We start from the raw sequence: 10,663 nt of genomic DNA, 5'->3' as shown, positions 1-10,663 counted from the left end.
CCAAGTCACGAGAAGAGAAATGGGGTAACAGCGTGGAAAGAATCGTCCTGACCGAGACCGAGTCCGCGGAGATCGCCAGCCTCGCCGAGGAGGTGCTGACGAGCCTCGAAGACTGGGACCCGCTGCGTTTCGTCGACGAGGCGACCACGATCGCCGCGCGCTTGCCGTTGCGGTTGCGGCAGTTCCTGGTGAACGCGCGGGGCGCCGAGGCCGACGTGATCGTGGTGTCCGGGCTGCCGGTCGACCCCGATCTGGTGCCCACGCCCACCGGCTGGGACATGGCCGCCAAGACCGGGGCCGGGCGCCGCGAGGAACTCGTGCTCCTGCTGTGCGGTTCGGTGCTCGGCGACCCGTTCTGCTGGGCCACCCAGCAGGACGGCCGGGTGGTGCACGACGTGTGCCCGGCGCCGGGGATGGAGGAATCGCTGACCAGCGCCAGCAGCAAGGCGGCGTTGTCGCTGCACACCGAGGACGTGCACCACCCCTGCCGCGGCGACTACGTCTCGCTGTTCTGCCTGCGCAACCCGGACGCGGTGGGCACGACCATCGTGCGGATCGGCGCGCTCGACCTGCCGGAGGACACCCGCGAGGTGCTCGCGCAGGACCGGTTCCGGTTCTACCCGGACGATTCGCACACCGGCGCGGTGCTCAACGACCTGGTGAACTCCGACCGCCTGGCCGGGCGCGAGTTCCATGCGGGCCCGGTGCTCTTCGGCCCGAAGGAGCGGCCGTACCTGCGGTTCGACATCGACTTCATGTCCGGTGTGGACGGTACCGCGGACGAGGCGATCCGGGTGGCGCAGGAGCGGATCGGCGCCGCGGTGGAGCGGGTCGTGCTCGAACCGGGCGACGCGGTGTTCGTCGACAACTACCGCGTGGTGCACGGGCGCGAGCCGTTCTCCCCGCGTTACGACGGCAAGGACCGCTGGCTCAAGCGGCTCAACCTGATCCGCGACATCCGGCGGCTGTACGCGATGAGCGACGTGCGGTCCCGGGTGATCGCGTAGCGAGCGGGAGAGGAGGACGGCGGCCGTGTCCGGTTTGGTGACCAATGCGGTGGAGGGCGCGGCGCGTCCCCTCTCCCGCAACCGCGATTTCCACCTGCTGTGGGCCGGGCAGACCGGTTCCGAGCTGAGCAGCCAGATGTTCGTGCTCACCTACCCGCTGCTTGTGATGAGCCTGTCCGGGTCCCCGCTCGCGGTGAGCCTGGTCGGTTTCGTGCTGGCGGCGGCGCAGATGACCGCCGGGCTGCCCGCCGGGGTGCTCGCCGACCGCTGGGACCGCAAGCGGATCCTGGTGCTCGGCAGCGGGGCGCGCGCGATCGCGTTCGCGACCCTGGGCGTCGCGGTGTGGCTGGGTTTCGGGTCGATCTGGCACGTGGTGCTGGTGGCTCTGGTGGAAGGGATCGCGCTCGCGGCCGTCTTCCCGGCCGAGGAAGCGGCGCTGCCCCAGGTCGTGCCCGCCGGGCAGCTGCCCGACGCGATCGCGCTGAACGCCGCGCGCGGTTCGATCGGGCAGGTCGGCGGCAACGGCCTCGGCGGGCTCCTGTTCGGGATCGCCCGCGCGCTCCCGTTCCTCGGCAACGCGCTGGTCCAGGCGCTGTCGTTCCTCGCGCTGCTGTTCGTCCGGATACCCGCGCGGACCGCACCGGCGCGGCCCCGCGAGCACACGGTCGGCCGGTTCTGGCCGGACCTCGCCGCGGGCCTGCGCTGGATCGGCCGCCAGCCGGTCATCCGGTTGATCACCACCTGCGCGGTACTGCTGAACCTGGCGTTCGGCGCGCTGTACATCGTGTTCATCCTGCTCGCGCAGCAGCGCGGCGTCCCGGCCGGTCAGATCGGGCTGATGAGCGCGATGTTCGGCGGCGGCGGGGTGCTCGGCGCCCTGGTGTCCGGGCGGCTGCACCGCGCCCTGCATCCCCGGGTGTCGATCGCCGGGGTGTTCTGGGCGGCGACCGCGCTCACCCCGCTGCTCGCGTTCACCACCAACGTGTTCCTCGGCGGCCTGCTCCTCGGCACGGTGGCGTTCCTCGCGCCGCTGGCGAACACCACGATCGTGACCTACCAGTTGCTGCTGACCCCGGACGAACTGCGCGGCCGCCTTTCCGGGGCGATGGGCGTGTTCGACGGCGTCGGCGGCGCGCTCGGCCCGGCGCTGGGCGGCCTGCTCCTGGAATTCGCCGGTGGACGGGGCGCGCTGTTCTGCTGCGCCGCCCTGCTGCTGGCGCCCGCCCTGCTGACCGCGTTCAGCCCGACCCTGCGCCGTTTTTCGGGCGCCGCTACCGAATGAGGATGGAGACCATGACCCAGGCACCGGCGATCGCGGCGGTGGACCTCACCAACCCGCACACGTTCGTCGATTCCGACCTCACCGAGTTCTGGCGGCACCTGCGCGCCGAGACGCCGGTCTACCGGCATCCGGAAACCGAACGCGGTCCCGCGTTCTGGGTGCTGTCCAAGCACGCCGACTTCCTCGCGGTCTGCCGGGACACCAAGCGCTTCAGCTCGGAGCGGGGCAACGTGCTGGACACCTTGCTGCTGGGCGCCGACACCGCCGGCGGGAAGATGCTGGTGGTTTCCGATCCACCGCACCACGCGAAACTCCGCAAACTCCTGCTCAAGACGTTCACCCCGCGTGCGCTGCAGGTGATCGTGGACCGGTTGCGCGTCGTCACCGACGAACTCGTCGCCGAGGCGGTGGCGAAGGGCGAATGCGACATCGCCGCGGATGTCGCCGCGCACGTCCCGCTGGCCACCATCTGCGACCTGCTCGACGTGCCGCGGCAGGACCGCGCGGAGATCCTGCGGCTGACCAAGTCCACGATCAGCTCGGAAAATCCCGACCACACCGCGATGGACGGTTGGATGGCCAAGAACGACCTGCTGCTGTACTTCGCCGACCTGGCGGAACAGCGCCGCGACACCCCGCACGCGGACGTGGTCAGCCTGCTGGCCACCGCGGAGGTCGACGGCGCGCCACTGCCGTCGAACGAGGTCGTGCTCAACTGCTACAACCTGATCCTGGGCGGAGACGAAACGACCCGGCTGGCCATGGTCGGCGCGGTCCAGGCCTTCCTCGACCACCCCGCCCAGTGGGAACGCCTCCGCCGCGGCGAGGTCGAACTGGACACCGCGGTGGAGGAGATCCTGCGCTGGACCAGTCCCGCCATGCACTTCGGCCGCACCGCGAAACAGGACCTCGAGCTGAACGGGCAACCGATCAAGGCGGGGGAGATCGTCACCGTGTGGAGCGTCTCGGCCAACCGCGACGAGGAGATCTTCGACGCACCGGACGTTTTCGACCTGGGGCGCACCCCGAACAACCATGTGACCTTCGGCTACGGGCCGCACTTCTGCATCGGCGCCTACCTGGCCCGGGTCGAGGTGAAGGCCCTGCTCGAAGGCCTGCTCGCCCACGTCGGCGCGATCGACCCCCGCGGTCCCAGCCGCCGGATCTACTCCACCTGCCTCGTCGGCCTCAGCAGCCTCCCGGTCACCCTACGGCAAACGGCGGCTCACGGATGAGGGCGCAGACTTGACCGCCGCCTCGACCCGGTTGGCCGTGATCACGTCGTGGCCGGGGGAGCGGCGGATGATCAGGTAGAGCAGCAGGCCGAAGGGGGACAGCAGGATGGTGCAGGCCAGTAGCGGTCCCATGATCAGGGGGTGGATTCCCCGGTGCCGGGAGTCGAAGTACATCCAGCGTCCGAGGAACAGGTCGAACGAGATCAGGTGTGCCCAGAAGGTCGCCGCGCCGTAGTCGGTGCCGGCGAAGGCGCGCAGGGTTTCCAGGTCCGGACTGCTCAGCACGGACCAGAGTTCGCCGAGGCGGGGGAGGGTGAGGGTGCAGTAGACGATCAACGGCAGGGTCGTCACCCAGGGACTGCGCATCACCCGGCGGGTGAGGTGCCAGGTCGGGGTGAGGATGATCAGCGCCCAGAGCGGGGCCGCTAGGTAGAAGGTGATGTTGAACAGGGTGGTCGTGCTCATCGTGTGGTGACCGTGCCTTTCCTTGGTGTGTCAAGGGTTTCCCTGGCCTGGCGTAGTGCGGCAGTGACTGCGGCGAGCACCGCCGCGAGCAGTGCGGCGGCGGCGCCGAGGGTGAGCGGGTCCGGGTGGACGAGGGACTGGCCGCGCAGCGCCTGCCAGGTGACCAGTGCGATGAGGCCGAGGTAGCCCGCGGCGGCGATTCGCACCAGCCGTCCGCGCAGCGGCTCGTCGGCCAGCCGGGGCCACCGGGTCGCCGCCGCGCTGAGCGCGATCACCAGCAGCGGCAGGACTTGGAGCGCGTGCAGGCCGATGAAGTGCGGGATGCGCAGGTCGCCGCCCACCGTGCTCCAGCCGAGGATCGGGATGCCGGGGCCGCCGTCGGGCTGGCCCACCGTGTGCGCTCCGACCACGCCTGGTCCGCCCACCGCGCGCTGCCGGGGGTTCGATCCGGTCATCAGGACGCCCAGCGCCATGCCCAGCCCGCACAGCGCGGCCCCGGCCCGGATCGCGGACGTCACCGCGCGGTCCCCGCGGTGCCCGGCGAGCAGCGGGGGAACGAGCAGGAGGTGACCGATCAGCAGACCGATCGCGCTCGCCGTCATCACGTCGAACAGCGCGCTGTCGAGCGGGGTGTCGACGTTGAAGTGGCTGCGTTCGCCGCGCGCGATCTGCACCACGACCACGGCCATCTCGACCACGCCCGCCACGGTGAACACCGCGCCGCCCCACCACGCCGTTCGCCGCCATCGGCGCAGGTGGTGGTACATCCAGGACCAGGTGATCGCGTAGAGCGTGAAGGAGATGCAGAACTTCACCGACTTCGCCCAGATCGGCTCGCCGATCAGTTCCCGTCCGTCCAGCAGCAGACCGCCGAGGGACACCGCCCCGAGTCCGGTCATCGCGGCCGCGAATCCCATCAGCGGCCGGTGCCAGGTGAACGCTTCCCGCACCAGAGCCTTGCGCATGCTGTGCCTCCCAGAACCGAGTGGATAGCTTGGCTATCTGTTATGGGAAGCTAAGCTATCCATGCTGAGAGGAAGCACAGGAAAGGCGACCGCCGCATGCGCATGGCCGAGTTGAGCCGGGAGTCCGGGGTCCCGGTCGCGACCATCAAGTACTACCTGCGCGAGGGTTTGCTGCCGCCGGGCGAGCGGACCGGCCCGAACCAGGCCCGCTACGGCCGGGAGCACGTGCGCAGGCTGGGGCTGGTGCGCGCGCTGCTGGACGTGGCGGGCATGTCGATCGCGGACACCCGCGAGGTGGTCGCCGCGATCGACGAGCCGGAGACCGGGATGCACCACGTGCTCGGTTCCGCGCAGAAGCGGTTGACCCCGAGGCTCGTACCGGTGGATGAGGAGTCCCGGGCCTGGGCGGTGGAGCTGATCGAGACGGTCGCGGCGGAACGCGGCTGGCGTCTCGAACCGGAAGGCCCGGTGGTGGAGTCGCTGGTGGCCGGGCTGTGCGCGCTGCGCGACCTCGGGCTGACCGGCCCGGTCGAACGGCTCGGCCTGTACGCGGAGCTCGCCGACCGGGTCGCCGAGGTGGACTTCTCCTCGTTCACCGAACTGTCCACAGTGGAATCCATGGTGGAACTGGCGGTGGTCGGCACCGTGCTCACCGATAGCGTCACCGCGGCGCTGCGCCGGATCGCGCAGAAGAACGCGTCCGCCCGCTTCTTCGGCACGACACCGGACGAAAAGCCCTGAAACCCTGGAGGGCGAAGGGCGAGTGTCGCCTGATGGCTTGGGGCGCACCCGCCAGGAGTTGGCGGGTGCGCCCGTCGGTTATCCCTCGGAGGTGTTGAGTTGGGGTCCGGGGGAGGTTTCCTGGTTCATGTCCGAGTGGTTGGTGCCGGGACCGGCGGGCACGCTCACGCAGTCGGGCGGGGCTCCCTTGACCAGGAGCATGCCCAGGGTGAGCCTGCTGGCCGGGTTTCCCTCCGCGGTGACCACCACGGTGTCACCGGGTGGGACGTTCTTGGTCTGGAATACGATTTCCCCGTTCTGGGTCTGGGCTTGTGCCGTCATGCGACCGGTGGGCTTGTCCACGGGGAGTTCGCCGATGTCGGTGCAGCCGGGCTTGATCGGGACCACCACCGCCGGCACGCCTTGTTCGCGCAGTTCCTGGTTGGCGCCGTCGATCCCGGACGCATCGCGCAGTCTGACGGTCACCTCGCCGTTGGCGTCCTTGGTCACCGCGTATGCCGGGCTGCCACCGCCGAGCAGCACCGCACCGGCGGTGGCGGTGCCGACCAGTCCGAGCACGCCCGCGGCGATCCACAGGGGACGTCGCGAGGCGCGCGGCGCCGCGGACTCCTCGGGTTGCTTGGCCGCGTTCAGTGTCGGCCGGTATTCGGTGAGCAGATCGGTGAGCAGCCGATCCTCGAATTTACCCATCTCCCTGACTCCGTTCGTGATTGGCGATCTTGCGCAACCGGGCGCGCGCCCGCATCAGGCGCATCCGGATCGAGCCGGGCGACGCGCCGAGCGCGTGCGCGGCCTCTGCGGGCTTCAGACCCGCGATGTCCACCAGTTCCACGATTTCCCGGTCGAGTGAGGGAAGCGTGGCCAACTCGGCGACCAGTTCCCGGCCGGCGCGTTCGGCGTCGATCCGGTCGGCCAGTTCCGCCATCTCGTCGGACTCGAGCGGTCGCCGGCCCGCGAGCCGGAGCACCTTGTCCTGGTGGTGGCGGTACGCCTCGCAGTGCCTGGCATACACCCGCCGCGCGATCCCGAACACCCAGGAACGCACGGTGCCCTTGGCCGGATCGAAGGTGCCGAAGGACGTGATCACGTGGACGAACGTGTCCGAGGTGAGGTCCGCGACCGCCTGCGGGTCGGCGGTGCGCCGCGCGAAGAACGCGGTCACCGCGGCCACCTGCGACCGGTACAGCTTTTCGAATTCAGCCACCGGGCCGTGACTCACCGGCGGTTCTGGTGGTGGTAACGACTGGGCCGCCACCTCATCGGTGCATCTCGTTGTCTGGTTCACACCCTCTAGTTGCGCACCGATCGTGATTCCGTCACGGCCGGCCCCCAGTGGGAGGTCGGGCACGTCGCGAGGCTGTCTCGTCATGGGTTGGGTGCGGTTGTCCAGACGGCTGTGCAGGGACCGCCTCCAGTCTGCCAATGGGGTCGGACCCGGCGGGCAGCCCATCAAGCCCAGATCGGTGGATACCCGCCGTGTTCTTTCTCCTGGTCAGCTGGTGTTTCCCGCCGCTACCAGCGGAAAGGCAACCCGCTAGTCCTTCTCGTGCCCGGGTGCGTCGGCGATGATTCGGAGACGGGCCGCCACCACGCAGGCGGCTGGAGGCGGTGAAACGGCTGTGCGTCGCACCACCGGCGGCTTTGAAGCTGGGGAGTATAACTGTTTTGAATTCCGTTCATATTCGGCGTCTTGGTCCGGGCGGCCGCGTGACACCGGCTTTTGGAGCTATCGCACGCAGGGCGGTAAGCGGAATGGTGGCGGCGATTCTGTTGCCGGGAGCGGTCGGCTGCGCGAACGGATCGGCGCCCGCTGAACCGGTTGGACCCGTCCAGCCGCTCAGTGCGGCGGAACAGGAGTTGCTTGCCCGGGGCGAGGAGCGCCTGGTCCGCCACTGTATGAGCCGGCAAGGTTTCGTTTATCACGAAGTCGCCCCTTTGCCCGCCGAAAACGGCGAAGAGCACCGTGTTTTTCCCTACGTCGTCGATGATGTGTCCTGGGCACGCAAGTACGGGTACGGTGCTGTCCGGAGTGCCCAGCCGGGGGGACAACCACCTGTGCCGGGTCCCAACGAAGCCTACGTCAACAGCCTGCCCCCGGAACGGCAACGCGTGTACACGGTTACCTTGCAGGGGCAAGGCGGGCAACTGTCGGTACCGTTGCCGCACGGGGCACGGATCAGTGCCAGCGATCGCGGCTGCCTGGCCGAAGCCCGCCGCTCCCTCTATGGCGACCTGCCCCGATGGTTCCGTGCGAAGAACATCGCCCAACGGGTGGCCAAATTCGTCCAGGACGAGGTCCGAGCCGACGCTCGGTACCAGCAGGCGGTCCGCGACTGGGCGGCGTGCATCCGACGTTCCGGACGTGACGTGGCCGATCCCAAGCAACTCCACAAGGAGTTGGCGCACCGTACCCGCCAACTGGACAAGGTGGCAGCGAAATCCCTGGAGGTGGAGACCGCCGTCGCCGAGGCTACCTGCGCCACTTCGATCGGGATGACCGCGATCGTCGGTGAGCTGGAGCGCGAACATGAACCGGCCGTGCGGGCTACCTACCAACGCGAGTTGACCGACTTCGCAACGCTGAACCAAGCGGCTTTGCCCAGGGCACAAGAGCTACTGACCCACCCGTGAACGTGCCGACCGGCAATGGTCGGCCCGATAGAGAATGATTTGACGAAAGGAACGAACCGCGATTATGCGCAGAATGTTGACCGCCGCACTCGGCGTGGCCGCTACCGCAACCCTGCTTTCCGGCGGGATCGCCTCGGCCGATCCGGCAAAGGGGAGTCAGTCGAACTGTGAGCAAGGTTGGTTTTGCGCCTACGACGGCGACGAGCTAACCGGATTCTCAATTTACTGGACCGTTGGCCGGGACGATCCGGATTGGCACAGCGACAATATCGGTGACAAGGCCGAGTCGTTCCACAACAACGCACCGTGGGGCGGATCTACTTGGGTAGTGCTCTACCAGAACACCGGGCATTCGGGTTCGCGCGAGTGCCTCCAGCCAGGTGAGATCTTTGACCCGGCCGCATGGTACTGGGCGGAAAACGAAGTCTCCTCACACCTGTGGACCACACAGGCGGGGGCAGCCCAACGCTGCTCCGGGTGAGCCGGACGAGGTCACATCCGGCTCACTTCGCGGCTGGACACTCGGCCGCGCGCTGGGTGTGCTGTCCCGAGACGTTGGTGACAGGGTGTCACGGGATTAGATGATCTCGCCAGGGGTGCGGGCCTCCGGGTTCGGTGTGGATCAGCGCATCCGACGCCGAACCGGGAGGTCCTCCTTGGACCGCTCCTACTAGGTGTCCCACTAGTATTCCGGACCTGGTGAATGGTCGGTGAAATGGTCCAGGGACCGGTCCTGGCGCACGGTTGGATACTGGCTGCCATGCGTGGTTGGCCGAGACGGCATCGAACAGGGCTAACCCGGTCGTTATCGCCTCCGCGCTGCTGAAGAGTGCACATACGTGCTGGTCAGGAAAGATTCCGCTAGGCTTGCCGATGGCCTGGGAGTTGTTGTCGTGCATTGTCGGGTGTAATCGTGATCTTTGATTGATCATCATCGGGATGAATCGATCTTCGTTTGCGAAGTCGCCCTGCTGAACTTGTGCGGCAGTGCGTCCTGAATCCTCCACTCCGGTGGGATCGGCGGACACCTCCAGTGGATCTTTCGGCGGTAGCGATGTGCACGGGGAGGTTGCGGCATGGAAGTCGGGGTTTCTCAGCGTGGGTTGGCTACCTTTCCTCCTTCCAGTGGTATGCAATGTGCGGCGATCGGTCGTATTCGTTCCTTCTTGGATTCGCGAACCCCGTCCACGCCGTGCCTGGTCGTCGACTTGCGCAGTATTCGTGAACGGTACCTGGAGCTGACCGCGGCAATACCCGACGCACAGCTATTCTACGCAGTCAAGGCGAATCCTGCCTGCGAAATCCTGCGTCTGCTCGTCGAACTCGGTGCGAAATTCGATGTGGCCAGCATGCGTGAGATCGAGCTCTGCTTGGCCGAGGGGGCGGCACCGGGTGATCTGTCCTACGGCAACACGATCAAGAAGAGCGCCGACATCGCGGCCGCGTACGCGCTGGGCGTGCGGCAATTCACCACGGACAGCCTCGCTGATCTCACGAACATCGCCGAGCGGGCACCGGGTTCGTCGGTGTTCTGCCGGATCATGCTGGCCGACACGGGTTCGGTTACGCCGTTCGGACGCAAGTTCGGCTGCGTTCCGGAGATGGCCGCCGATTTGCTGGGGCGCGCGGCGGGGCTGGGGCTGGCGCCCGCCGGAGTGTCCTTCCACGTCGGATCGCAGCAGCTGAATCCGGCCGCGTGGGAAGCGGGCATAGCGGCGGCCGCCGGCATTGCCGCCAAGCTCGCGAAACGTGGGATCGGCCTGCCGCTGGTGAACGTCGGCGGTGGCTTTCCCGGTCGTTACACGCGGCTCCCCCCACCGGTTTCCGCCTACGCGGCGGCGCTGCGCGCCGCGCTGGCGCGACACTTCGGTGATGCGGGTTCGCCCATGCCGGGCGTGGTGCTCGAGCCTGGACGTTTCCTGGTGGCTGACGCCGGTTTGCTGCGCAGTGAGGTGGTGCTGGTGTCCCGCAAGTCCGATCGGGACGAGCATCGCTGGGTGTATGTGGATGTCGGCCGCTACAACGGCCTCGCGGAGACCGAGAACGAGTACATCACCTACCTGCTCAGCACTCCCGGGCGGGCCGGCGACACCGGTCCGGTGATTCTGGCGGGCCCGACCTGCGACGGCGATGACGTGCTGTACCAGCGCAGCGTTTACCACCTGCCGGTCGGGCTGCGGGCCGGCGACCACATCGACTTCCTGGGGACCGGTGCCTACACCGCCAGCTACTCCTCCATCGCGTTCAACGGGTTCGCGCCACTGCCGACCCACTGCATCTGATCCCATCAGACGCCGTTTTCTGGGGGATCCGCCCATTTGACGGAGCGGAAGGAAT

11 protein-coding genes are annotated in these 10,663 nt (G+C 68.1%); 7 read left to right on the top strand and 4 right to left on the bottom strand.

Going from position 1 to position 10,663, the window contains the following annotated elements; genetic code table 11:
- Nucleotides 1-32 precede the first annotated feature (32 nt).
- The 3 genes from FXO23_RS17165 to FXO23_RS17155 are packed head-to-tail and all read left to right on the top strand — an operon-like array spanning nucleotide 33 to nucleotide 3,524.
- A complete protein-coding gene (locus FXO23_RS17165) occupies nucleotides 33-1,007 on the top strand; it encodes a TauD/TfdA family dioxygenase (RefSeq protein ID WP_218952070.1) in 975 nt (324 codons plus the stop codon).
- A 25-nt stretch (nucleotides 1,008-1,032) separates the two neighbouring features.
- Nucleotides 1,033-2,289: an MFS transporter gene (locus tag FXO23_RS17160; RefSeq protein WP_158885982.1), complete on the top strand. Its 1,257-nt coding sequence runs from the start codon at nucleotides 1,033-1,035 to the stop codon at nucleotides 2,287-2,289.
- Nucleotides 2,290-2,300: 11 nt separating this feature from the next.
- Complete coding sequence (locus FXO23_RS17155) at nucleotides 2,301-3,524, top strand: cytochrome P450 (RefSeq protein WP_158885980.1); 1,224 nt, start codon at nucleotides 2,301-2,303, stop codon at nucleotides 3,522-3,524.
- Here FXO23_RS17155 and FXO23_RS17150 read toward each other — a convergent pair.
- Both FXO23_RS17150 and FXO23_RS17145 read right to left on the bottom strand, forming a co-directional pair.
- Nucleotides 3,498-3,989: an ABA4-like family protein gene (locus tag FXO23_RS17150; protein ID WP_158885978.1), complete on the bottom strand. Its 492-nt coding sequence runs from the start codon at nucleotides 3,987-3,989 to the stop codon at nucleotides 3,498-3,500. The two genes, FXO23_RS17155 and FXO23_RS17150, sit on opposite strands and share 27 nt — an antisense overlap.
- Nucleotides 3,986-4,954: a hypothetical protein gene (locus FXO23_RS17145; protein WP_158885976.1), complete on the bottom strand. Its 969-nt coding sequence runs from the start codon at nucleotides 4,952-4,954 to the stop codon at nucleotides 3,986-3,988. Before FXO23_RS17145 ends, FXO23_RS17150 begins: the two co-directional genes overlap by 4 nt.
- A 96-nt stretch (nucleotides 4,955-5,050) precedes the next feature.
- Between FXO23_RS17145 and FXO23_RS17140 the strand changes: the two genes are divergently transcribed.
- Nucleotides 5,051-5,695, top strand: a complete 645-nt coding sequence (locus tag FXO23_RS17140) for a MerR family transcriptional regulator (RefSeq protein WP_158885974.1) — start codon at nucleotides 5,051-5,053, stop codon at nucleotides 5,693-5,695.
- 78 nt (nucleotides 5,696-5,773) lie between these two features.
- Here the strand turns inward: FXO23_RS17140 and FXO23_RS17135 are convergent, their stop codons facing one another.
- Nucleotides 5,774-6,385 (bottom strand): hypothetical protein, encoded by a 612-nt coding sequence (locus tag FXO23_RS17135; RefSeq protein ID WP_158885972.1) that lies wholly within the window; start codon nucleotides 6,383-6,385, stop codon nucleotides 5,774-5,776.
- Complete coding sequence (locus FXO23_RS17130; protein WP_158885970.1) at nucleotides 6,378-6,899, bottom strand: RNA polymerase sigma factor; 522 nt, start codon at nucleotides 6,897-6,899, stop codon at nucleotides 6,378-6,380. The genes FXO23_RS17135 and FXO23_RS17130 overlap by 8 nt, the downstream gene beginning before the upstream one ends.
- Nucleotides 6,900-7,447: 548 nt before the next feature.
- Here FXO23_RS17130 and FXO23_RS17125 point away from each other — a divergent pair.
- From FXO23_RS17125 to FXO23_RS17115, 3 genes are all read left to right on the top strand, one after another.
- Nucleotides 7,448-8,326, top strand: a complete 879-nt coding sequence (locus FXO23_RS17125; protein ID WP_158885968.1) for a hypothetical protein — start codon at nucleotides 7,448-7,450, stop codon at nucleotides 8,324-8,326.
- A 73-nt stretch (nucleotides 8,327-8,399) separates the two neighbouring features.
- Entirely contained in the window at nucleotides 8,400-8,807 is a 408-nt protein-coding gene (locus FXO23_RS17120) for a peptidase inhibitor family I36 protein (RefSeq protein ID WP_158885966.1), read from the top strand.
- 595 nt (nucleotides 8,808-9,402) lie between these two features.
- Entirely contained in the window at nucleotides 9,403-10,608 is a 1,206-nt protein-coding gene (locus FXO23_RS17115) for a type III PLP-dependent enzyme (RefSeq protein ID WP_425484872.1), read from the top strand.
- Nucleotides 10,609-10,663 lie beyond the last annotated feature (55 nt).

Origin of the sequence: Amycolatopsis anabasis (assembly GCF_009765355.1) — a bacterium.
GTDB classification, from domain to species: domain Bacteria; phylum Actinomycetota; class Actinomycetes; order Mycobacteriales; family Pseudonocardiaceae; genus Amycolatopsis; species Amycolatopsis anabasis.
The sequence above is the reverse complement of the archived record's forward strand: the minus strand, read 5'-3'. Positions and strand labels throughout refer to the sequence as shown.

Bases quoted from the DNA above. Each gene is read 5' to 3' on its own strand.
- FXO23_RS17155 (WP_158885980.1), top strand. From the start codon at position 2,301: ATGACCCAGGCACCGGCGATCGCGGCGGTGGACCTCACCAACCCGCAC.
- FXO23_RS17150 (WP_158885978.1), bottom strand. From the start codon at position 3,989: ATGAGCACGACCACCCTGTTCAACATCACCTTCTACCTAGCGGCCCCG.
- FXO23_RS17145 (WP_158885976.1), bottom strand. From the start codon at position 4,954: ATGCGCAAGGCTCTGGTGCGGGAAGCGTTCACCTGGCACCGGCCGCTG.
- FXO23_RS17140 (WP_158885974.1), top strand. From the start codon at position 5,051: ATGCGCATGGCCGAGTTGAGCCGGGAGTCCGGGGTCCCGGTCGCGACC.
- FXO23_RS17135 (WP_158885972.1), bottom strand. From the start codon at position 6,385: ATGGGTAAATTCGAGGATCGGCTGCTCACCGATCTGCTCACCGAATAC.
- FXO23_RS17125 (WP_158885968.1), top strand. From the start codon at position 7,448: ATGGTGGCGGCGATTCTGTTGCCGGGAGCGGTCGGCTGCGCGAACGGA.
- FXO23_RS17120 (WP_158885966.1), top strand. From the start codon at position 8,400: ATGTTGACCGCCGCACTCGGCGTGGCCGCTACCGCAACCCTGCTTTCC.
- FXO23_RS17115 (WP_425484872.1), top strand. From the start codon at position 9,403: ATGGAAGTCGGGGTTTCTCAGCGTGGGTTGGCTACCTTTCCTCCTTCC.